This is a genomic window from Arthrobacter sp. TJ-238 (genome assembly GCF_058269215.1).
Map to the genome: position 1 here is coordinate 623,251 of NZ_JBZCNH010000001.1, position 20,783 is coordinate 644,033.

A 20,783-nucleotide genomic window follows, 5' to 3' on the forward strand; every position below is an offset into this window, starting at 1 on the left:
TCGGCAGATCCCTCATCCATCCATCCCGCTCCGGCGGGCAGGAACTCAAGGAGGCACCATGGCAGGCGAAACAGTCATCACGGTGATCGGCAACCTCACCAACGACCCCGAATTGCGGTTCACGCCGTCCGGGTCGGCGGTCGCCAACTTCACCATCGCGTCCACTCCTCGCACCTTCGATCGCCAGTCCAACGACTGGAAGGACGGCGAGACGCTGTTCCTCCGCGCGTCGGTATGGCGTGAGGCCGCAGAGAACGTGGCCGAGACCCTGACCAAGGGAACCCGCGTGGTTGCCCAGGGCCGGCTCAAGTCACGTTCGTACGACACCAAAGAGGGCGAGAAGCGCACCGTCATGGAGCTCGAGGTGGACGAAATCGGTCCGTCCCTGCGCTATGCGTCCGCGAAGGTCACCCGTACCCAGCGCTCCGGCGGCGGGAACAGCGGCGGCTTCGGCGGCAACTCCGGTGGCAATCAGGGCGGCGGCTTCGGCGGCAACTCGGGTGGCAACCAGGGTGGCGGCTTCGGCGGCGGCCAGCAGTCCAACCAGCCCGCCGACGACCCCTGGGGCGCGCCCTCGGGTGGCAACTCGCAGGGCTGGGGCAACGGCGCCGACTCCGAGCCTCCCTTCTAGCATTCCCAGGCAGCGCGGTCCCGTTCCCGGAACCCCTGCCGCAGTCGCGCAAGCGACTGGCATTTCCCATCCCGCAGAATCGTTCTGCGGGCTCCAAGAGTAAAAGGAGCACCACGATGGCTAAGGCTGAACTCCGTAAGCCCAAACCAAAGTCCAACCCCCTGAAGGCCGCTGACGTCACCGTCATCGACTACAAGGACGTAGCCCTGCTGCGTAAGTTCATTTCCGATCGCGGAAAGATCCGTGCCCGTCGCGTCACCGGTGTGACCGTGCAGGAGCAGCGCAAGATCGCCCAGGCAATCAAGAACGCCCGCGAAGTCGCACTGCTGCCGTACTCCGGCGCCGGCCGCGGCTAGGGAAAGGGACACACAATGTCGAAGCTCATTCTGACCCAGGAAGTCACCGGACTCGGTGCTGCAGGCGACGTCGTCGAGGTGAAGAACGGTTACGCACGTAACTACCTTCTGCCCCGCGGTTTCGCCCTGACGTGGAGCAAGGGTGGCGAGAAGCAGGTCGAGTCGATCAAGGCTGCCCGCTCCGCCCGCGAGCACGCGTCGCTCGAGGACGCCCAGCGCCAGGCGGCTGCCCTGTCGGCCAAGCCCGTCACCCTGACCGTGAAGGCCGGTGGCTCCGGCCGCCTGTTCGGCACCGTCAAGGCCGACGACGTGGCCAAGGCCGTCGAGGCCGCCGGTCTCGGCAAGATCGACAAGCGCAAGGTCGAACTCCCGGCCCACATCAAGTCGGTCGGCTCGTATCAGGCCAACGTCCGTCTCCACGAGGACGTCGCAGCAGTCATCGACCTGGACGTCGTCGCAGGCTAGAGAAGCCAGCGGTCCCGGACTCGCGAAGCGACTACGGGACCGACGCCGGCTGGCACGACCGGCCGGCGTCACCGGGTTCATCAGGAAGCCCCCGCCATCGACGGGGGCTTCCTGCGTTGGCGACCGGCCGCAGTTGCCCTCCGGTCCTCGTCCCGACGCCACATGGCCCCGGAGGTATACAGCCCGGAAGGCATGCCCTGCGGCGACTTCTGGGGCCACGGGCGTCCCGGAGAGGAGTGCCTTGCAGTTCATACGCCCTCGTCCGGGGTGCGTGTGATCCGGCGTGCGTCGACAGGACACGTGGCAGCGCGGGCATATGGTCCTGCGGGTGTCGGTCGCGGCGCCATATCGGGAGTTGTCAACAGCGGCCCTGTGGACGGGGCAGCGAGGAAAATAGTTGTGGTCCACACCCCGGGGATAACGTTTGCGCAGGTCAGAGACCATTTTACCGAAAAGAAAAAGCACTGTCCACAGGGTTGTCCCCATCCTGTGCACAAGATACGGCCTGCAATCCACAGCATCCTCCCACTTACCCACACCCCCTGTTGGGTTGGCGCTTTGCCGCCTCCGGTCGGGGGGCTACCGTTGCCGGAGATTCCCAATAGTGAGGGCGCCGGATGATAGGCCTGTCCTGTCAGACCAGCCCCGGGAATCCGGTGGTCCGCTCTGGCGGACACCGCTTCAGCAGCAGGAGAAAGGCCCTTCAGTGTCCCTGGCACATGCAGATTCATCGACGGACACACGTAGCCCGGAGTTCTCACGCACGCCTCCGCAGGATCTCGTAGCGGAGCAGTCGGTGCTCGGGGGGATGATGCTCTCGAAGGACGCCATCGCGGACTGCGTCGAGGTCCTCCGCGGGCTCGACTTCTACCGCCCGGCCCACGAGAGCATCTACGAGGCGATCATCGACCTCTACGGCCGCGGTGAGCCGGCGGATGCCGTGACCGTGTCGGACGAGCTGACCAAGCGCGGCGAGATCTCACGCATCGGTGGCCCCGCCTACCTCCACACGCTCATCCAGTCCGTGCCCACGGCCGCCAATGCGGGTTTCTACGCGGAGATCGTGCGCGAGCGCGCCGTCCTCCGCCGCCTGGTGGACGCCGGCACCAAGATCGTCCAGCTCGGCTACTCCAACGACGGCGAGGTGGACGACCTCGTCAACGCGGCTCAGGCCGAGGTGTACGCCGTCGCCGAGCGCCGCACCGCCGAGGACTACGTCGCCCTGAAGGACATCATCGAGGGGACCGTCGACGAGATCGAGTCCGCAGGTCACCGCGGAGAGGGTATGACGGGCGTGCCCACGGGCTTCTACGAACTCGACGAACTGACCCAGGGGCTGCACGGCGGTCAGATGATCGTCGTGGCCGCGCGTCCCGCCATGGGAAAGTCCACCTTCGCGCTCGACTGGGCGCGTTCGGCGGCCATCAAGCACAACATGGCGACGGTGTTCTTCTCCCTCGAGATGGGACGCAACGAGATCGCCATGCGCCTGCTCTCGGCCGAGGCGACCATCGGTCTCCAGGACCTGCGCAAGGGCACCATCAAGGACGAGCAGTGGGGCAAGATCGCCACCACGATGGGTCGCATGAACGACGCGCCATTGTTCATCGACGACAGCCCGAACATGTCGCTCATGGAGATCCGGGCGAAGTGCCGGCGACTGAAGCAGCGGCACGACCTCAAGCTCGTGGTGCTGGACTACCTGCAGCTGATGTCCTCCGGCAAGCGCGTGGAGTCCCGCCAGCAGGAGGTGTCGGAGTTCTCACGGGCGCTCAAGCTGCTGGCGAAGGAACTCAACGTCCCCGTCGTCGCTCTGTCCCAGCTCAACCGAGGATCCGAGCAGAGGACCGACAAGCGGCCCCAGGTCTCGGACCTCCGCGAGTCCGGTTCGATCGAGCAGGACGCCGACATGGTGATCCTGCTGCACCGTGACGACGTCTACGACAAGGAGTCGGCACGCGCCGGCGAGGCTGACGTCATCGTGGCGAAGCACCGTAATGGCCCCACGAAGACCCTGGTGGTCGGATTCCAGGGCCACTACTCGCGCTTCAACAACATGGCCACAGACGGCGGCGGCTACTAGTCCTTCTTCGGACCCAGTTCGTTGATGACGGTCTTGAGGCGGTCTCGCAGATCTTCGGATGCGAGGCCGTCCTCGGCCATTAATTCGTTCTCGATGTTCTTCGCCCGCTCCAGGGCCTTCAGCCCGGCCGAGGTGATGGTGATCCGCTGACTGCGGCGGTCTGCGGTGTTGCGGAGGCGCGTCACCAGGCCGCGCTTCTCGAGGCGGTCCAGGGTGCGTCCCACGGTCTGCGCCTGCACGTGGACGAGTTGCGCCAGGCGGACACCCGTCAGGGTTCCCTCCCGCTCCAGCACTCCCAGTGTGGTCAGTCCCGCGTGTGTTATGCCGATGCTCAGGAGTTTCTCGTTCCATGAGTGCTCGACGATGCGGGCCGCGGTCGTGAGCAGGCGGCTGGTCGACCAATCGTTCAACTCCGGCACGATGGCGTGTCCTTCCCCTTGGTTCTTACGCGGTGAATTCCCTTGCTGACTACTTACTGTAGACAACTTTGCCCGAAATAGACAGCATGCTTATTATCGCTTCGGGAGGCCCTGGTTCCTTCGGGCTCGTGCCTAGCGGACCTGGCCGATCGGGAACGGATCGGGAAGGCGAGGAGGGCCCGGAGCGCAGCTCCGGGCCCTCCTCGCAGTGGGGGTACTACTCAGCGGTTCTTGCCGTGACGGGTGTCATCCGCGCCCTCGACTTCGATCTCTTCCTTGCGGACTTCGCCGCTGACCGTCTCGTTGGTGGTGACGGTCTCCTTGTCGAGGCGCACGCGCTCGACGGGGACGGCTTCCTTCTCGACGACGGGGCGCTCGGCGTGGAGGACGACTTCGTGCTCCTCCTCGCTGATGGCCGGTCCGTCGTACGCGTCGCCGCGGTTGGCCTCCGTGATGGGCTCGCGCTCCACGCGGACTTCCTCACGGCTGACGGGAACGCTCTGGGTGACGTTCTCGGTCACGACGTACTTGCGCAGGCGTGCGCGGCCGGCTTCGCGTCGCTCGGTGCCGACGCGGAGCTGCTCCTCCGAGCGGGTCATCGCATCGTCGGTCGTGGGACCGGACGTGTCGTGGCCCACGGTGTTGCGGCCCGTTCTGGTGTCGGTGTCCGAGTAGGTGCTCGTCGTGTCGTCGACGCCGGTGTGGCGACCGGAGTGCGTGTCGATGTCCACGTCGCGGTCACCGTGACCGACAGTGCCGGTGGTACCCGTCGTGCCCGTGGTCGTCGTCGTGTCGGTGTAGCCGCTGGTGCCGCCATCGATCTCGTAGTGACGGTAGAGGCGGTCCTCTTCCTCGGGGCTCAGGTTGCCGTCGGACTCGACCCGGGGTGCGTCCTTCACCTGGTGCTTCGAGTAGGGTACGCGGACGTCATGGCCTTCAACATCTGCGCCCTGCAGCGGGACGAACGACTCGGACGTGCCGAACAGGCCCGTCTTGGCCGTGACCCAGCTGGGCTCGCCCGTCTGGTCGTCCAGGTAGACCTGGCCGATCGAGCCGATCTTCTCGCCATCCGAACCGAGGACGTTGCCGCCGTTACCGAGCAGGGTATCGATATGTTCCTGAGTGATCATTTCCTTCTCCTTCTGAGCAATCTCATTCGAGGGGTATGGAATTCTCGGCTGTAGGTTCCGTCAGGGCCGAAGCCCGTGCGAACCACCGGCCTCTAGAGTAAGCACACTTAGTAGTTAATTGGAAGCAGGCTTAGCGTCCGGGTGGCGGCCGGACGGCCGATCCGTGCCGTGCAGGGGGCCGTCGACGGCCGGTCCCACGCGGTTTTTCGTGCCGACGTCTGCTTCCGTATGATGGCAAGAAGGTCCAGCCACCGGCCGAACATCCTCGAATCGAGCCAGTGCATGGGTCCCATGCGGAGCAGTCTCCCAAGACGCCCGGCACCGCCGGGCACCGTCGCACCGAACCCGGGCGTCGGGCGGAGCGGTTCCTCCGGGCCAGCGGCCGGCCGGTTCGCCGAGCCCCTGAAAGGGCAACCATGCACACTGAACGGCACCCGCACCTCAACGATGTCCTGATCGCCGCAGCGGATCTCGAGGACGCCGAATTCCACCGCGACAGGCTCGCCCTGGCCTGCGGTGCGGCGATCCGGCAGGCCCTCGCCAGCGGCTTCACGTACCCACAGATCGCCCAGGCTGCGAATATGACCGAGTCGGAGGTGCGCCGCCATGCCGAGGTGCCGTCCGTCGGACCGGAGGTCCCCGTGGACTTCGTGGCCCTCGTGACACCGTCCCTGGTTATGCATCCCTCCGTGTCCTTCACGCCGTCGCTCACGGACGGGACGCTTCCGCACGAGGATCACCGGCTGATCGACCTGTCCGGGCACGTCTCTCGTGACCCCGATGCCGCGCTCTGATACTGCTTCGGGTCCGGCCGGACCCGAGGGCGTGACGGCCCTGCTGATCATCGACATGCAGAACGCCTTCTTCGAGGACGAGAAGCTGGCCCGTGTGCAGCATTCGCTCGTCGGGGCATGCAACAGCCTGATCGACGCGGCACGCCGGGGCGATGCGCCCGTCATCGTGGCGCTTACGGAGCACCTCAGTGACCGCTCCACGTGGACCCTGTCCATGCTCGAGGACGACCAGGGCTTCATCTTCAAGGGCTCCCACCAGGCCGACATCGTGCACGGCCTGCGCGTGGAGGGGCTGGAGACCGTGACGAAGACCCGCGACAGCGCGTTCTTCGGCACGCACCTCGCCGAACGCCTCCGGACCCTGGGTGTGGAGCGGCTCGTCCTGGCGGGGGTGTCCACGCACAACTGCGTGGCGCACACCGGCGCGGACGCCTTCGCCCACGACTTCCGTGTCAGTTATGCACTCGATGCGATCGGCAGCACCAACGACCAGTACGCCGAAGCCATGCTCGAGATCCTGTCGGTCGAATACCGGCAGGCCATCGTCGGACAGACGGAGGCCGAGGCGCTCCTCGGCTGATCGGCCCCGACCAGGGCGAGCGTATGGCGCATGCCGCAGGCTCGTCGCTGCGGAATGGCGGAAGGCCACCGGCGATCAGCCGGTGGCCTTCCGTTCGGATCGAAGGGGTCAGCTCTGCTGGACGGACGACTTCGCGTCCTGCGCGCTGCCCTTGACGTCACTGGCAGCCTGCTGGCCCTCACCCTTGACGGTCTGGACTGAGTCGGTGGCGGACTCCTTGACGGACTGCACGGCCTCCTGCACGGGCTCCCGGACATCCTCTACGACCTGCTTGGCCGCTTCGGTCACCTTGTCCTTCAACGGAGCGGCCTGCTCCTTGAGCTGCGATGCTGCCTGCTGCTCCTTCTCGCTGGCCGGGATGATGCTGGCAACGAGCAGGCCGAGACCGAAGGCGATGAGGCCTGCGGCCAGCGGGTTGCCTGCAGCCTTGCTGCTCAGCTGGCGGGGTGCGCCCTGGACGACCTGCCCGGCATGGTGCGCCTTGTCCTTCGCGGAGCCACCGACGGACTGGGCACTGCCCACTCCGCTGCCGATCCCGCTTCCGGCTTTGTCCTTGACGTGTCCGGCCTTGTCCGTGACCGTGTCCTTCACGTCCTCGGCCTTGCCGAGCACGGAATCCTTGACGTCCTCGGCCTTGCCCATGACGGTCTCCTTCACGTTGCTGAAGCTGTGCTTGACCTTCTCGGTCTGGCGATGCGCGATGTTCGCCGGGTTCACTTTGTCCGCCACGGCGTCGACATCGGTCCCCAGCTCCTGGCGGGTGCGTTCGATATCTGCGCGGATCTCGTCTGGTGTCTGGCTCATTGTGTCTGCTCACCTGGTTTCAGTGTCGGCGGAATCTCTTTGACGGTCTCCGCTGTCTGGGGGAGACCCTTGACCTTCTTGATTTCCTTCTTGCCCTGCAGTGCGAGCACCGCGGCGATGATGCCCCAGATGACGGCCACGATGACCGCGGCCCAGCCGAGGGGCATGAGTGCCCCGAGTCCCCACATCAGTGCGAGGGACAGGAACAGGAGGACGAAGTGACCGCCGACCGCGGCGCCGGCGAACATGCCCGCGCCCTTTCCGGCGTTCTTCGCCGATTCCGTCGCCTCGGCCTTCGCCAGGGCCACCTCCTGGCGCATGAGCTTGGAGAGGTCCTTGGTCACCTCCCCGAGGAGTTCGCCCACCGAAGCGTTGGCGGAGCGCTGCTCCGCCTCCGACGGCGGGGGTGGGGCGGCCTGGTGGGCACCGCCCTGGTGGGCACCGCCAACGTATGCCTCACTCATCAGCGCAGGCTCCCGTCATTCGGCAGGGTGCCCACGGGAGGGGTTCCGGGCGGGATAGTGGGGTAGTCGTCCGTGGGGTCGACGAAGGCCGGGCTGGACTCGGCGACGTGCTGTCCGCGCGTGGTGTCGCCGAAACCGGCGGTTGCAGGGGTGCCACTGTAGGCATCGGAGTCCACTTCGGTGTAGCCCGGGTAGGCGCCGGTCGTAGTGCCGGTCGACGCGGAGCCCTGACCGCCCGAGGTGCTGTCCGTGCGGTTGCCGGTCAGGCCGCGGGTCAGGCGGCCGACGACGAGGCCGGTGCCGGCGGCGATGGCGAGGAAGGTGCCGGGCTTACGACGGGCGAAGGCCTTGACGTCCTCGAGGATGTCGGCGGCGTCACGGCCTTCGAGCCAGCTCGCGGCGGTGTCGGTGCGCTGCGAGGCCTGCTGCACCACGCTGGAGACCATGTGGTTGTCCGACTTCTCGGCCATGGACTTCAGCTCGTTCGCGATCCCGCGGATGCCCTCGGTGACCTTCTGCTGCTGCGTACCGGCCTGGCTCTTGACCTCGGAGGTCACCGTACCGAGCAGGTTCTTGGCCTGCGAGCCGGCCTCCGCGGCCACTGTCTTCGCCTCGGCGGCGGCGGTGCCTGCCACGTTCTTGGCCGCTTCCTTGCCCTCCTGGCCGACCTGCTTGGCCTGATCCTTGGCGACGGACTTCTTCGAGTCATCGGAGCCGGAGTTGCCGCCGGTGGTGCCGAGCTCGGTTGCGCCGAGCTTCGACGTGGACGACTCGTTGCCGGTCGTGGAGGGAACCAGGGGATCCTGCGGCCAATTCTGCGTAGTCATGGTCTTCCTAACGTTGATATTGCCGTAATGCGGACCATCCACGGTGTGGATCGGTACGATGGTCCGCATCTCGTGCTGGATCTGTCACTGAAGCTAAGCATGCTTACCTTCCTCCATGCAAGCCCTTTCTCCAGATTCCGCAACTTCTAAATAAGTAGACTTAGTATCTTCCGAAAATCCTAGGGGCGCCCGTACGGTCGAAACAAGAGGACCGCCCGCGGCCGCTTCCCGAAGGAGCGGGCCAAGCCCGGGTGGCCCCTATGTGGGGAGGTTTCATCCGTGTTTTTCCACAAGCAGGAGCTCCAGTACAAGTCCACGCCCGACAAGCCGGACGCGATCTACGCGCGGAAGCTGCAGGAGGTCCTCGGCGGCCAGTACGGCGAGATCACTGTGGCCCTGCAGTACAGTTTCCAGGCCTGGAACGCCCATATCCCCGGTAAGTACCGTGATCTGCTCTTCGGGATCGGAGCCGAGGAGATGGGGCACGTCGAGATGCTCGCGACGATGATCGCGCAGCTGCTCGAGAAGGCACCCCTGGGTATCACCGAGGATTCCATCCAGGCCGATCCCGCCGTCGCGGCGGTCATCGGCGGCACCGACATGCAGCAGGCCATCGTCGCCGGAGCGGGTGCTCGTGCCGCCGACAGCAACGGCAACCCCTGGCAGGGCAGCTACATCACCGCCAGCGGCAATCTGCTCGCCGACTTCACGGCCAACGCCAATGCGGAGATGCAGGGACGGCTCCAGGTGGCGCGGCTCTACCACATGACGGACGACCACGGGGTCCGGGACATGCTGTCCTTCCTCCTGGCCAGGGACACCATGCACCAGAACCAGTGGATTGCCGCCGCGCGGGAGCTCCAGGAATCGAAGATGGAGGAACTGCCGGTGCCTAGCAACTTCCCGATCAAGAAAGAGGCGCGGGAGGTTTCCTACCAGTACCTCAACTTCTCCGACGGCAAGCACGCGTCCGAGGGCAGTTGGGCGTCGGGTCCCACCCCGGACGGCAAGGGCGAGTTCACCTACCACGAGGGCCCGACCACGTCGGCACCCATGAACCCCCCGACGCACCCCGATTCACGCTTCTACGGCACCACGGAGATCCCGAACACCGTCGAGAAGATGGCCGGCACAGTGCAGGACAAACTGAACCGCGAATAACCGTTCGCACCCCGAAGAAAAGGAGACCCTGATGACAAATACGAACGACCGGACCAGGGCCGGCGGCCGGACCACCCTGCAGCGCGCCGCACAGGCGATGGGGATCGTGTTCCTGCTCGTCGGCATCCTGGGGTTCATCCCGGGCATCACCTCGAACTACGGAACCATGCAGTTCGCCGGCCATGAGTCGAACGCGCTGCTGCTCGGGATCTTCCAGGTCTCGGTCCTGCACAACATCGTCCACCTCCTGTTCGGCGTCGCCGGTCTCGCCATGGCGAAGACCGTCTCCGGCTCGAGGAACTACCTGCTGGGCGGCGGCATCATCTACGCCGTCCTGTGGATCTACGGGCTCGTCATCGGGCAGGACTCGGCGGCCAACTTCGTCCCGGTGAACACCGCGGACAACTGGCTGCACTTCGTCCTGGCCGTCGCCATGATCGGGCTCGCACTCGCTCTGAGCCGCGGCGCCCGGGACAGGACGGCACGTACCTAGACGCGGCGCCCGTGGCAGCGGGCGGCACGACGCTCCCGGATCCGCCGTCCGGGAGCAGGACCATCGACGCCGGATCGGCGGCACCCGTGGTGCCGCGGGTCCGGCGTCATCGCGTCCGTCCTGTGCTGCGCGCCACGTCGGAGGAGGGAAGTAGGCTTGGTATCGATGCCCGGCCCAGCGGGTCAACCCGACAGAAGAGGTCCTCGATGAAGCAACCCTCACCCCGCGGCGAAGCCAGCGCCCTGCTCCTGGCAGTCATCGCCGGCACTGTGGAATCAGGGCAGGAAGCCCTCTCGCGCCTCGAGGCCGTGGTCGAGGACGGTCTGGCCCGGACCCCGGACATCCTGCACGACGACGACCTCCAGCTCGCGCTCTTCTGCCTGTACGAGCTGCACTACAGCGGCATCGACGGGGCGGCCGACGAGTGGGAGTGGAATCTCCAGCTGCTGGGCGTGCGGCAGCGCATCGAGGCGGCCTTCGAGGCCCGGGTCCGTGCCGAGGTGGTCGTCGGCGCGCTGCCCGAGGCCACGAGCGAGGCGGTCTGCGCCGAACTGTTCCGCATGACCGGCGAGGACTCCGGTCCCAGCATGTCCCGCTTCGTGGCGAAGACCGCGTCGCACGACCAGCTGCGTGAGTTCCTCGTCCACAAGTCCATCTCCCAGCTCCGGGAAGCGGACCCGCACACGTGGGCCATCCCCCGGCTGGCAGGGCGGGCGAAGGCCGCGCTGGTGGAGATCCAGGCCGACGAGTACGGCAACGGCCTGCTGGCGCGCATGCACTCGTCCCTCTTCGCCCGCACCATGCGCGAGCTGGGGATGGACGACGCCTACGGCGCCTACCTCGACGCCACGCCGGCCATCACACTGGCGAGCAACAATCTCATGTCCCTCTTCGGGCTCAACCGCCGGCTGCGGGGTGCGATCGTGGGGCATCTCGCCGCCTACGAGATGACGTCCTCGCAGCCCAACCGGCTGTACTCCCGCGGCTTCACTCGGCACGGGTACGGCGACGCCGCCACCGCGTACTTCGACGAGCACGTCGAGGCCGACGCCGTGCACGAGCAGATCGCGGGCCGCGACATGGCGGGCGGATTGGTGGAGTCCGCCCCGGAGCTCCTGCCGGATGTCCTGTTCGGTGCTGCGGCGGCCCTCGCTGTGGACTCGCTCATGACGGTGCGGATCATGGCCGCCTGGGAGGAGGGCCTCTCCTCCCTGCGCCCCTCCGATGTGATGGCCTCATGAGCGGGGGAATGGGGAGCGAGGGAATGGGGAGCGGGGCGCGGGAGCCGGGCGGTTCTCCGGCGCACGCGCTGAACTCTGGTGCCGCCACGCCGGTGTCCGTCGTCGCGTGCCCCAACGGTCCGCTGCTGATCCGCGGGGACTTCGAACTGATCGGGGCCGACGGCGACGAACTGCCCCGCACGCGCCGTACGGTGGCGCTCTGCCGCTGCGGGGCATCCGTCCTGAAACCGTACTGTGACGGCTCGCACAAGCTCACCGGCTTCCGCTCGGACCCCTGAGGACAGCGCGACGGAGGGCGGCAGGATGGAGAGCGTGTGGCGATCGACCTGAACAGCGACGTGGGGGAGTCCTTCGGCAACTGGACGTTCGGCGACGACGCGGGCATCATCGCGTCGGTCTCCAGCGCCAACGTGGCCTGCGGGTTCCACGCGGGCGACCCGACCGGCATCCGCGCCACCTGCGCTGCTGCCGCTGCCGCCGGCGTCACCGTGGGCGCGCACCCCGGCTACCGGGACCTCGCGGGGTTCGGCCGGCGGTTCATCGACGTCGACCCGGGCGAACTGACCGACGACGTCGTGTACCAGATCGGCGCTCTGCAGGCGCTGGCACATGCGGCCGGCACCTCGGTGCAGTACGTGAAGCCCCACGGCGCGCTGTACAACACGATCGCGGTCCACGAGCGCCAGGCGCGCGCCGTGGTGCGGGCGGTCCGCGAGGTCGACGACGCGCTGCCTCTGCTGGTCCTTCCCGGAACCGTCATCGAGGCGGAGGCCCGCGCCGCGGGGCTCCGCACGGTGGTGGAGGCCTTCGCCGACCGCGCGTACCGGCCCGATGGCGCCCTGGTGCCGCGGCGCGAGCCGGGCGCCGTGCTGCACGCGGAGTCCGACGTCGTCGAGCATGTGCTGCGCATCGCGACCGACGGCGAGGTGGTGGCGGTCGACGGGTCGCGCATCCGGATCGCCGCCGAGAGCATCTGCGTCCATGGGGACACGCCGGGGGCTGTCACGATGGCCGCGGCGGTGCGCCAGGCACTCGCCGCCGCCGGCGTGGACGTCGGTGCCTTCGCCTAGCGACGCCGGTCCCGGCGGTGCGGGCCCGGGCGGCGTCTCCCTGCGACCCGTCGGCGATCGTGCCCTGCTCGCCGAGTTGCCCGGCCTGCCCGAGGTGCTGAGCGTGCAGGCCCAGTTGCGGGATCGCCCCGTCGACGGACAGGTGGACGTGGTGCCCGCGGCCAGGACGGTCCTCGTCACGGTCGAGGACGCCCGGCACGTCGCCGCCCTCGCCGATCGGCTCCGGACGATCGACCTGACCCTGCCCGCCGGGCAGGACGGCACACTCATCACCATCGAGGTGCAGTACGACGGTGACGACCTGGCCGGCGTCGCCTCCAGGACGGGGCTGAGCGAGGAGGCCGTCGTCACGGCCCACACGACAACCCCGTGGGTGGCTGCCTTCGGGGGCTTCGCGCCCGGCTTCGCCTACCTCACCGGGGGTGACGCACGCCTCGAGGTACCCCGGCGGGATTCGCCCCGCACGGCCGTCCCTGCCGGGTCCGTGGCGCTCGCGGGGGAGTTCTCGGCGGTCTACCCGCGGGAGTCACCCGGGGGGTGGCTGCTGATCGGACGCACGGACGCCGTCCTGTGGGACATCCACCGGACCGAGCCCGCCCTCATCCTTCCCGGCACCAGGGTGCGGTTCAGCGCGGTGCGCGAGTTCGTCGAGGTACGCTCGGGCGTTGCTCCCGGGTCGTGCGCCCCGGAGTCGTCCCGTCAGGGCACGACGCCTGCGCCAGTGCCGTCCGGGCTGACCATCGTGCACCCCGGGCTCTACAGCGCGCTCCAGGATCTCGGCAGGCCCGGTCTCATGGCCCTCGGCGTCGCGGAGGCCGGTGCTCTCGACCGCGCCGCCCTCCGGCAGGCCAACAGGCTGGTGGGCAACGCCGCCGGATACGCCGTGATCGAGAGCGTCCATGGTGGACTCGTGCTGGAGGCGGGCGAGGACCAGGTGCTGGCCGTGACGGGTGCCGACGTCGGTCTGACCATCTCCCTGCCCGACGAGGGGGAGCGCGAGCCTGCCCTGTGCGCCCCGTTCCTCCTGCGCGCCGGCGAGGTGCTGCGACAGTCGCCCCCGGTGTCGGGGCTGCGGACCTACACGGCCGTACGCGGAGGCTTCGAGGCCGAGGAGGTGCTGGGCAGCCGGTCCACCGATTCGATGTCGGGGCTCGGGCCACCCGCTCTCAGGACAGGCACGCCCCTGGCGGTGGGACGGCCGGCTGCGGGGTCGGCGGTCGGGAACCCCGAGGAGCCGAGACGGGTTGGTGACCCCGAGGTGCTGCGCGTGATTCCCGGGCCCCGCGAGGACTGGTTCGACGACGGGCTGGTGCGCCTGTGCGCGACGGACTGGACGGTCACGGCACAGTCCAACAGGATCGGGCTGCGGCTCGACGGCCCTGCACTGGCGCGGACCCGGGGAGGGGAGCTGCCGAGCGAGGGCACGGTCCGCGGCGCCCTGCAGGTGCCGCCGTCGGGCCTGCCGGTGCTGTTCCTCGCCGATCACCCCGTCACGGGCGGTTATCCGGTCATCGCCGTCGTGGTCACCGCGGACCTCGACCGTGCGGCGCAGCTCGCGCCTGGATCCGAGGTGCGCTTCCGGACCTGATCCGACCCGGACCCGATCGGACCTAACGGGGAGCCTGTTGATGGCCGAGCCCCGCGCTGCGTCCCGGGAAAGGGGTGCACACGGAATTATGCGGGTGGAAACGCTGCCGAAACCCCTGCCCCCTAGTGTTGGGGAGCATACATCACTTCCACAGGAGGCTGCCATGCAGACGCTGAGGGTCAGGTACGTCCCCTGGACCAACCCGGTGGCCGTGGGGCTGCGGGAGGCCCTGCGCGCGGAGAACGACCGAGGCCGGTCGCCCGCGGTGCTCCCCGCCGCGGACGACGGGAGCGGTATCGCTGTCTTCCTCATCGCCTACGAACTGGCCAGCGGGCAGCCCGTCGGCTGTGGCGGTCTGCGGCTCCTCGATGCGGCGCGTGCCGACGTCGATTCCATCTACGTGCTCCCGTACGCCCGGTGGTCCGGCGTCTCGCAGGCCATCACGCAGGAACTGGCAGCCTGGGCGCGGACCCACGGCATCACGGCGGTGGGTCCTGGCGACGCTCTCGAGCGGCTGAACGCCCTGCACCTCTGACCCGCGACGGCCCCTCGACATACAGGCAGACCGCCCCGACGTCGGACGGTCTGCTTGTTCGCAGGTGGGCTGCCGGTGGGCTGCAGGTGGGCTGCCGGCAGGCTACTTGCGGGGTGCCCCGAGGTCCACGGGATCCTCGTCGGTCAGGTAGGCGAACTCGGAGTGGGCGGAGATGTCGATGCCGCGCAACTCGTCCTCCTGCTCGATCCGGAGGCCGATGGTGCGCTGGATGATCTGGGCGATCACCCACGTGACCACGAAGGAGTAGGCGAGCACGGCGACGGTCGCGAGCGCCTGGATGCCGAGCAGCTCGAGTCCTCCCCCGTAGAACGCGCCGGCCACGCCGTTGGGGGCGTCCGGTGTCGCGAAGAGGCCGATGAGCAGGGTTCCGAGGATGCCACCGATGAGGTGCACGCCGACGACGTCGAGCGAGTCGTCGAAGCCGAGGCGGAACTTGAGCTCGATTGCGAGCGAGCACACCGCTCCCGCGATGGCGCCGATGGCCAGTGCGCCCATGGGGCTTACCGCACCGCAGGCCGGGGTGATGGCGACGAGGGCCGAGACGAGGCCGGAGGCGGCCCCCATGCTCGTGGCGGCGCCGTTACGGATGCGCTCCATGAGGGCCCAGGCGAGGAGCCCGGCCGATGCCGCGACCGCGGTGTTGAGGAACACCACCGACGCGGACTGCCCTGCGGAGAGCGCGGAGCCGGCGTTGAAGCCGAACCAGCCAACCCACAGCAGGCCGGCGCCCACGAGCACGAGCGGACGGCTGTGCGGCTTGGCGTGGTCCACCTTCGGCCAGCCGTGGCTGCGGCCGAGCACGAGCGAGAGGGCGAGGGCTGCGATGCCCGCGTTCATATGGACGGCCAGGCCTCCGGCGAAGTCGATGGCGCCGAGGTTGTTGGCGATCCAGCCGCCCACCACCGAGCCGTCCTCCGAGCTGAAGGCGAAGACCCAGTGTGCGATCGGGAAGTAGACCAGCGTGGCCCAGACGCCCGCGAACATCATCCAGGCGCCGAACCTCATGCGGCCCGCGGCGGCACCGGCCACGAGTGCCGTCGTGACGCAGGCGAAGAAGAGCTGGAAGGCCGCGAAGAGGATCGGCGGGATCGAGGCGGACGGGTCCTCGGCGAGCAGCTGGCCCATCCCGGCGTACTCGGCGACATCCCCGATCAACCCGAGCCCCCCGACCGAGCTGCCGAAGGCCATCGAATAGCCGAACAGGGCCCACAGCACCGCGACGAGGCTCGCTCCGCCGAAGCACATCATCATCATGTTGAGGATGCGGCGGGAGCCCACCATTCCTCCGTAGAACAGGGCCAGTGCCGGGATCATCAGGCAGACGAGCGCGGCACTGGCGAGGATCCAGGCGACGTTTCCAGAGTCCATGGGAAGTCCTTTTCCGTGATGGCGCTTGCGCGTGCCGGACAGGACTGGGCCCGGGAGAGCACCTGGCTGGGTGCTGGACCGGGGATGGCACGCCGCGCTGGGCAATGGTAGGCAGCGCCACGTTTCAGCACCGGGCGGGTGCCGTTAACTCTGGGTTAAGCGGCGCCCCACCCTAGCCGCCGGCGACGGACTGGACGATCATGACGGTCGCCCCCGCCGGGACCGCCGTGCCGAGCCCGTCCATGCGGCGCACGTCCTCGCCGTCCACGTAGATGTTCACGTAGCGCCTCAGGGCACCGGTCTCCTCGCGGATGCGCTGCTCGAGCAGGGGACGTCCCTCGCCCAGGCGGTCCAGCAGCGAGCAGACGTCGTTGCGGCCGTGCAGGTCCATGCTGACCTCGCTCCGCCCGTCGACGTAGGGGCGCAGGAGCGTCGGGATGAGGATGGTCACGGGTTTCATCGCGGGCGCCGGGGGCATCGCGGAGCCGATCAGGCAGGGACGACGGCGGCGCGGACCGAGAGCACGTCCGGCAGGTTCCGTGCGACCTCCCGGAAGGTGCGGCCCTCGTCGGCGCTCGCGTAGACGGTCCCGCCGCGCGTCCCGAAGTAGACCCCGGGGGTCTCGGCGGTGTCGACGCACGCGGCGTCACGCAGCACCGCGTTGTACTCCGCCTGCGGCAGGCCGGCGTCGCTCGCCTCCCAGGTGGCGCCGCCGTCGTCCGTCCGGTGCACCCTCAGGCGGCCCTCGGGCGGGATGCGCTCGCCGTCCGCCTTGAGGGGGATGACCCACGCCGTGCCGCTGCGGTGCGGATGGGCGAGCATCACGAAGCCGAAGTCGGCGGGCAGGCCGTCGGCGATGGACTGCCACGAGTCCCCGCGGTCGGTACTCGTGTAGACGCCGTGGTGGTTCTGGGCGAACAGTCGGTCGGGGTCAACGGCGTCGCGGGCCACCTTGTGCACGCACTGCCCGAACTCCGGGTCGGGGTCGGGCATGAAGTAGGCGCTGATGCCCTTGTTCCGTGGCTGCCAGGACACCCCGCCGTCGTCGGACCGGTACACGCCCCCCGTGCTCATCGCGACGTGCAGCGTCTCGTCCGCTGGGCTGGGCAGCACGGTGTGGGCGGCCGCCCCGCCGAAGCCGGCACCCCACTCGCTGCGGTGGGGGTGGTCCCAGAGGCCCCGGTTGAGTTCGAAGGTCTCCCCGTGGTCGGTGGACTTCCAGACCGAGATGGGCTGGCATCCCGCCCAGACGACGCCGGGGCGGGACTCGGCGTCGGGCTGGATCTGCCAGATGCGCTCCAGCGCGACCCCCTCCTCCGCGCCGAAACGGAGGCTGCCCTCCTGCGGTTCCGTCCAGGTGTCGCCGAGGTCATCCGAGTGGGCGATGCACGGGCCGAAGTGCCATGACATGCGGCCCGCGAACAGGCGTGTTCGCCCTTCGCGGGTATCGATCCCCACGCTCGGGATCTCCTCCATGAGGAACTTCGGTTCGGACAGTGCCCATGTGACCCGGTCACGGCTCGAGGCGAGCCAGAGGCCCTTCTTCGTGCCGATGGCGAGGAGTGTGGTTCCCGGTGCTGTCATGGTGGCCCCATCGGCGTCGAACCGGTCCCGGACCGGAGGTGTGGTGTGGATCACTCGGGATAATTCCACCCACCACCTGATTTGTACAGGGAGGACTACCCGCTTCTGTCCGTATTCGTGGGGTCGGTGACCCGGTCGTGCCAGAGTGGAGCTATTCGGTCGCTGGGAGCGAAGATCCGTTCGTCCTGGAGGCACCGAGTGAGCGACACGATCCTGGGGAAGGCTGCGCCATCGCGGCTCTGTCCCGGTCCACCGCACGTGGCCGGCATGAGCCGGCACTGTGCGGGCAAGCACTGCGTGGAGTGCCGGGACGGCCTGCTCGTCCTGTGGTGGGCACCCGGTTCGCTGCTGATGCCGGTCGACGTCCTCGGCTCCTACGATGCGATCCGCGAACTGTCCGACGGCTACCTGATGCCGCTCGTCGTCCACCTGCAGGCACTCGTGGGGGTCGCCCCTCCAGCGCGTGCCCTGCTCCTCGAGGCAGCGCTGGCCTCCCGCATCGCCGTCGTCGGGACCGGGCCGGTGGACCGCGTGATCGCCGGATTCCTGGAGCAGTCCCTGTCGGAGACCCGGTACTTCGACAGTGCCTGCGAGGCCCTGGCGTGGGCGCGGCGCCCCTAGCGCCGTCCTACCCGAACAGTGGCGCGAGGAAACGCCGCTCGTACCGGCGGATGCATTTGCTGTCCTGTGCCAGGCGATAGGCGTCGATGCACTCCGGGTCCGTCGCGGCCTCCTCGCGATACCGCTCGTAATCCGCGAGCGAGGGAAACGTGAAGAGCGCATAGGCGATATCGCTGTCCCCCTCGCTCGGGAGGAAATACCCGTGGTGATTGCCGCCCAGTTTCCCGACAAGATGGATCCAGCGCCTGCCGTATTCCTCGAAGTCGGCGCGTTTGTCGGGATCGATCTCATAGCGCAGGTGGACCGTGATCATCGGGTTCCTGCGCTCGGTCAGCGGCTTTCGTTGTAGGCGTCGATGATCGACTGCGTGATCCGCCCGCGTGAGCTCGGGTTGTAGCCGTTCTCCTGCGCCCAGCGACGGATCTTCTGGGTGTCCTCGCGCTTCGAGCGGGACGAGGCCTTCGGACCCGCGGTCGGCTGCTTGCCGGATCCCGCCTTGCGCCCCTTGTCGACGTAGCCGGCGAGGGCGGAGCGCAGCGACTGTGCATTCTGTTCGGTGAGATCAATTTCGTAGTTCGTGCCGTCGAGGCCGAATCGGACGGTTTCCTGTGCTTCTTCGCCATTGAGGTCGTCGACCAGATGAACCTGTACCCGCTGTGACATCTCATTCTCCTGCATTGTCCGGACGAATTCGTGAGCCCCAGATTCCGACCTTATCGCGTATTCGCCGATATCTCGACAGTAATGCGTTCCCGGTGCGAATGTGTTCCGGCACACAATGCGCGGCTTTACGGGACGCGGGTGCGGGCGAGCAGGAGGGTGGCTCTCACCCTCTACGGGTGATACTCCGCGGCCGGGAAGGAGGCAAGTTGGTCTCGGGCCGGAAAGGCTCCGAGCCCCCAGGAAGGAAGAACCATGGCAACTCTGTCCGTGTGGAAATTCGACGACGCCGACGGCGCGAGCGGGGCGCAGCAGCTGCTGCTCGACCTGCAGGCCAAGGAACTCATCCGCGTGCACGACGCCGCAGTCGTCTCCTGGGCCCAGGACGCCAAGAAGCCGAAGACGCGGCAACTCGACGACCTCACCGGTGCCGGGGCCCTCGGCGGATCCTTCTGGGGCTTCCTGTTCGGCATCCTCTTCTTCGTGCCGCTGCTCGGCATGGCGGTCGGCGCGGCGGCAGGTGCCCTCAGCGGTTCCCTCGCCGATGTCGGGATCGACGACTCGTTCATCAAGCGGATCCGCGAGAAGGTCACCCCCGGCACCTCGGCGCTGTTCCTCCTCTCCTCCGACGCAGTGCCGGATCGCGTGGCGGAGGCATTCCGCGGCGTGCAGGCGGAACTGCTCGAGACCAATCTGAGCCACGACGACGAGAACGCGCTGCGCGCGGCCTTCGCCCCCGAGTGAGAGGCGGCCGTGCCCGCAGGCCGTGCCGTGCGGCCGGCGCGCGGCGCAACGGCTAGGCCGTGGCCCCCCGTTCGTCGATGACCGGGGGGAGCCCGAACGCCGCGAACATCTCCGGGTACAGGAAGTTGTGGTGGCCCGTGATTCGCTCGCCGTCCGTCTCGATGACCTGGATGGCCCACGGCTCCCAGAGGCCCGGCTCCACGAAGTGGTAGTTGGCGAAACCACCGGCACCGTTGACGTCGAGGGGGATGAGGCGGCCGTTCTCGCAGACGCTGCCCTTGCCGACGAACCAGCCGATGACGTCGTCGGGACCGCTGAGCCACAGGTCGAAGGGCGGCATGGAGAGGACCACGTCGTCGCGCAGCAGCGATACGAGCACGTCCATGTCGTAGGACTCGAAGGCTTCCAGGTACCGCGCGAGGAGGGCCTTGTGCGCGGGGTCCTCGAGGGGCATGGGCGTCGCGGGCTCGTAGCCGGCCATCGTCTTGCGGGCACGCTGCAGTGCGCTGTTGATCGACGCCGTGGTCACCTCGAGCAGCGCGGCGACCTCCGCGGCGGACCAGCGGAGCACTTCGCAGAGGATGAGCGCGCTGCGCTGGAGCGGGGGCAGGTGCTGCAGGGCCGCCACGAAGGCCAGGCGGACCGTGTCGCGGGCTTCCGCGACGTTCGCGGGATCACCGGCCAGGTCGATCACGCGGGCATCGGAGATGGGCTGCACGAAGACGCTCTCGGTCAGCGGTGCGCCGAGCACGGCGTCCGCCGTCCGCGTGGAGGGCCCGAGGTCCATGGGCCGGGCGCGGCGCTGAGGGCTCCGGAGCATGTCCACGCAGACGTTGTGGGCGATCCGGTAGAGCCAGGTGCGGAGGGACGACTGGCCGGCGAAGGATTCCCGCTTGGACCATGCCTTGATCATGGTCTCCTGCACGGCGTCCTCGGCCTCGGACGCGGCTCCGAGCATCCGGTAGCAGTAGCCCGTCAGCTCGCGCCGTGACGCTTCCAGGAGTTGCTCGAACGGGACGGCGTCGTCGGCCTCGGACGGGGTTCCCCGGGTGCTGGTGGCGGGCTGCATGCATCCGAGCGTAGCGACGGCTGCACCGGTGCGGGAGGTGGGCTGCGCGAAAAGTTTGGCGTCGCCGATGATTCC

At 68.3% G+C, this 20,783-nt stretch carries 26 protein-coding genes; 15 read left to right on the forward strand and 11 right to left on the reverse strand.

The window, feature by feature from the left end; genetic code table 11:
• Positions 1 to 58: 58 nt before the first annotated feature.
• The 4 genes from AC4D2O_RS02990 to dnaB all read left to right on the forward strand — a co-directional run bounded on the left by AC4D2O_RS02990 (position 59) and on the right by dnaB (position 3,535).
• Positions 59 to 631, forward strand: a complete 573-nt coding sequence (locus AC4D2O_RS02990) for a single-stranded DNA-binding protein (RefSeq protein ID WP_104051915.1) — start codon at positions 59 to 61, stop codon at positions 629 to 631.
• Between the two features lie 116 nt (positions 632 to 747).
• Positions 748 to 987 carry a 30S ribosomal protein S18 gene (gene rpsR, locus AC4D2O_RS02995; RefSeq protein WP_005273147.1) on the forward strand — a complete coding sequence of 80 codons (240 nt, stop codon included), beginning with the start codon at positions 748 to 750 and terminating at the stop codon, positions 985 to 987.
• A gap of 15 nt (positions 988 to 1,002) precedes the next feature.
• Positions 1,003 to 1,452, forward strand: a complete 450-nt coding sequence (gene rplI, locus AC4D2O_RS03000) for a 50S ribosomal protein L9 (protein ID WP_490905094.1) — start codon at positions 1,003 to 1,005, stop codon at positions 1,450 to 1,452.
• Positions 1,453 to 2,158: 706 nt separating this feature from the next.
• On the forward strand, positions 2,159 to 3,535 hold the full coding sequence (gene dnaB, locus AC4D2O_RS03005) for a replicative DNA helicase (RefSeq protein ID WP_490905095.1): 1,377 nt from the start codon (positions 2,159 to 2,161) through the stop codon (positions 3,533 to 3,535).
• On the opposite strand, the gene AC4D2O_RS03010 is transcribed toward dnaB, so the two are convergent.
• Together AC4D2O_RS03010 and AC4D2O_RS03015 are read right to left on the reverse strand one after the other, a co-directional pair.
• Positions 3,532 to 3,954 (reverse strand): MarR family winged helix-turn-helix transcriptional regulator, encoded by a 423-nt coding sequence (locus tag AC4D2O_RS03010; RefSeq protein WP_490905096.1) that lies wholly within the window; start codon positions 3,952 to 3,954, stop codon positions 3,532 to 3,534. The two genes, dnaB and AC4D2O_RS03010, sit on opposite strands and share 4 nt — an antisense overlap.
• A 221-nt stretch (positions 3,955 to 4,175) precedes the next feature.
• Positions 4,176 to 5,084: a DUF2382 domain-containing protein gene (locus AC4D2O_RS03015; protein ID WP_490905097.1), complete on the reverse strand. Its 909-nt coding sequence runs from the start codon at positions 5,082 to 5,084 to the stop codon at positions 4,176 to 4,178.
• 416 nt (positions 5,085 to 5,500) lie between these two features.
• Here AC4D2O_RS03015 and AC4D2O_RS03020 point away from each other — a divergent pair, with 416 nt between their 5' ends.
• Both AC4D2O_RS03020 and AC4D2O_RS03025 read left to right on the forward strand, forming a co-directional pair.
• Positions 5,501 to 5,878, forward strand: coding sequence for a hypothetical protein (locus AC4D2O_RS03020; RefSeq protein ID WP_490905098.1), 378 nt, complete (start codon positions 5,501 to 5,503; stop codon positions 5,876 to 5,878).
• Positions 5,865 to 6,458 (forward strand): cysteine hydrolase family protein, encoded by a 594-nt coding sequence (locus AC4D2O_RS03025; RefSeq protein ID WP_490905099.1) that lies wholly within the window; start codon positions 5,865 to 5,867, stop codon positions 6,456 to 6,458. The genes AC4D2O_RS03020 and AC4D2O_RS03025 overlap by 14 nt, the downstream gene beginning before the upstream one ends.
• 108 nt (positions 6,459 to 6,566) lie before the next feature.
• On the opposite strand, the gene AC4D2O_RS03030 is transcribed toward AC4D2O_RS03025, so the two are convergent.
• The 3 genes from AC4D2O_RS03030 to AC4D2O_RS03040 are packed head-to-tail and all read right to left on the reverse strand — an operon-like array spanning position 6,567 to position 8,553.
• A complete protein-coding gene (locus tag AC4D2O_RS03030; protein ID WP_490905100.1) occupies positions 6,567 to 7,262 on the reverse strand; it encodes a DUF3618 domain-containing protein in 696 nt (231 codons plus the stop codon).
• Positions 7,259 to 7,726, reverse strand: a complete 468-nt coding sequence (locus AC4D2O_RS03035) for a phage holin family protein (protein WP_490905101.1) — start codon at positions 7,724 to 7,726, stop codon at positions 7,259 to 7,261. Before AC4D2O_RS03035 ends, AC4D2O_RS03030 begins: the two co-directional genes overlap by 4 nt.
• Positions 7,726 to 8,553: a hypothetical protein gene (locus AC4D2O_RS03040; RefSeq protein WP_490905102.1), complete on the reverse strand. Its 828-nt coding sequence runs from the start codon at positions 8,551 to 8,553 to the stop codon at positions 7,726 to 7,728. Before AC4D2O_RS03040 ends, AC4D2O_RS03035 begins: the two co-directional genes overlap by 1 nt.
• Positions 8,554 to 8,832: 279 nt before the next feature.
• Between AC4D2O_RS03040 and AC4D2O_RS03045 the strand changes: the two genes are divergently transcribed.
• From AC4D2O_RS03045 to AC4D2O_RS03075, 7 genes are all read left to right on the forward strand, one after another.
• A complete protein-coding gene (locus AC4D2O_RS03045; protein ID WP_490905103.1) occupies positions 8,833 to 9,714 on the forward strand; it encodes a manganese catalase in 882 nt (293 codons plus the stop codon).
• 31 nt (positions 9,715 to 9,745) lie between these two features.
• The gene (locus tag AC4D2O_RS03050) at positions 9,746 to 10,207 is read left to right on the forward strand and encodes a DUF4383 domain-containing protein (protein WP_490905104.1); all 462 of its coding nucleotides are present in this window, start codon (positions 9,746 to 9,748) and stop codon (positions 10,205 to 10,207) included.
• 206 nt (positions 10,208 to 10,413) lie between these two features.
• Complete coding sequence (locus AC4D2O_RS03055; RefSeq protein WP_490905105.1) at positions 10,414 to 11,448, forward strand: iron-containing redox enzyme family protein; 1,035 nt, start codon at positions 10,414 to 10,416, stop codon at positions 11,446 to 11,448.
• A complete protein-coding gene (locus AC4D2O_RS03060) occupies positions 11,445 to 11,726 on the forward strand; it encodes a CDGSH iron-sulfur domain-containing protein (RefSeq protein ID WP_490905106.1) in 282 nt (93 codons plus the stop codon). Before AC4D2O_RS03055 ends, AC4D2O_RS03060 begins: the two co-directional genes overlap by 4 nt.
• Positions 11,727 to 11,762: 36 nt before the next feature.
• The gene (locus AC4D2O_RS03065) at positions 11,763 to 12,518 is read left to right on the forward strand and encodes a LamB/YcsF family protein (RefSeq protein ID WP_490905107.1); all 756 of its coding nucleotides are present in this window, start codon (positions 11,763 to 11,765) and stop codon (positions 12,516 to 12,518) included.
• Positions 12,505 to 14,106 carry a 5-oxoprolinase subunit B/C family protein gene (locus AC4D2O_RS03070; protein ID WP_490905108.1) on the forward strand — a complete coding sequence of 534 codons (1,602 nt, stop codon included), beginning with the start codon at positions 12,505 to 12,507 and terminating at the stop codon, positions 14,104 to 14,106. The genes AC4D2O_RS03065 and AC4D2O_RS03070 overlap by 14 nt, the downstream gene beginning before the upstream one ends.
• Before the next feature lie 163 nt (positions 14,107 to 14,269).
• Entirely contained in the window at positions 14,270 to 14,641 is a 372-nt protein-coding gene (locus AC4D2O_RS03075) for a GNAT family N-acetyltransferase (protein ID WP_490905109.1), read from the forward strand.
• A 102-nt stretch (positions 14,642 to 14,743) separates the two neighbouring features.
• On the opposite strand, the gene AC4D2O_RS03080 is transcribed toward AC4D2O_RS03075, so the two are convergent.
• From AC4D2O_RS03080 to AC4D2O_RS03090, 3 genes are all read right to left on the reverse strand, one after another.
• Positions 14,744 to 16,030: an ammonium transporter gene (locus AC4D2O_RS03080; RefSeq protein WP_490905110.1), complete on the reverse strand. Its 1,287-nt coding sequence runs from the start codon at positions 16,028 to 16,030 to the stop codon at positions 14,744 to 14,746.
• A gap of 172 nt (positions 16,031 to 16,202) precedes the next feature.
• Positions 16,203 to 16,490 (reverse strand): MoaD/ThiS family protein, encoded by a 288-nt coding sequence (locus AC4D2O_RS03085; RefSeq protein ID WP_490905111.1) that lies wholly within the window; start codon positions 16,488 to 16,490, stop codon positions 16,203 to 16,205.
• 29 nt (positions 16,491 to 16,519) lie between these two features.
• On the reverse strand, positions 16,520 to 17,614 hold the full coding sequence (locus tag AC4D2O_RS03090) for a WD40/YVTN/BNR-like repeat-containing protein (RefSeq protein ID WP_490905185.1): 1,095 nt from the start codon (positions 17,612 to 17,614) through the stop codon (positions 16,520 to 16,522).
• Positions 17,615 to 17,881: 267 nt separating this feature from the next.
• Between AC4D2O_RS03090 and AC4D2O_RS03095 the strand changes: the two genes are divergently transcribed.
• Entirely contained in the window at positions 17,882 to 18,235 is a 354-nt protein-coding gene (locus AC4D2O_RS03095; protein WP_490905112.1) for a hypothetical protein, read from the forward strand.
• Between the two features lie 7 nt (positions 18,236 to 18,242).
• Here the strand turns inward: AC4D2O_RS03095 and AC4D2O_RS03100 are convergent, their stop codons facing one another.
• Together AC4D2O_RS03100 and AC4D2O_RS03105 are read right to left on the reverse strand one after the other, a co-directional pair.
• Positions 18,243 to 18,548, reverse strand: coding sequence for an NIPSNAP family protein (locus AC4D2O_RS03100; protein ID WP_490905113.1), 306 nt, complete (start codon positions 18,546 to 18,548; stop codon positions 18,243 to 18,245).
• Between the two features lie 17 nt (positions 18,549 to 18,565).
• Positions 18,566 to 18,913 carry a histone-like nucleoid-structuring protein Lsr2 gene (locus AC4D2O_RS03105; protein ID WP_490905114.1) on the reverse strand — a complete coding sequence of 116 codons (348 nt, stop codon included), beginning with the start codon at positions 18,911 to 18,913 and terminating at the stop codon, positions 18,566 to 18,568.
• Between the two features lie 237 nt (positions 18,914 to 19,150).
• Between AC4D2O_RS03105 and AC4D2O_RS03110 the strand changes: the two genes are divergently transcribed.
• A complete protein-coding gene (locus tag AC4D2O_RS03110; RefSeq protein ID WP_490905115.1) occupies positions 19,151 to 19,639 on the forward strand; it encodes a DUF1269 domain-containing protein in 489 nt (162 codons plus the stop codon).
• Positions 19,640 to 19,691: 52 nt separating this feature from the next.
• On the opposite strand, the gene AC4D2O_RS03115 is transcribed toward AC4D2O_RS03110, so the two are convergent.
• The gene (locus tag AC4D2O_RS03115; protein WP_490905116.1) at positions 19,692 to 20,708 is read right to left on the reverse strand and encodes a sigma-70 family RNA polymerase sigma factor; all 1,017 of its coding nucleotides are present in this window, start codon (positions 20,706 to 20,708) and stop codon (positions 19,692 to 19,694) included.
• Between the last annotated feature and the right edge of the window lie 75 nt (positions 20,709 to 20,783).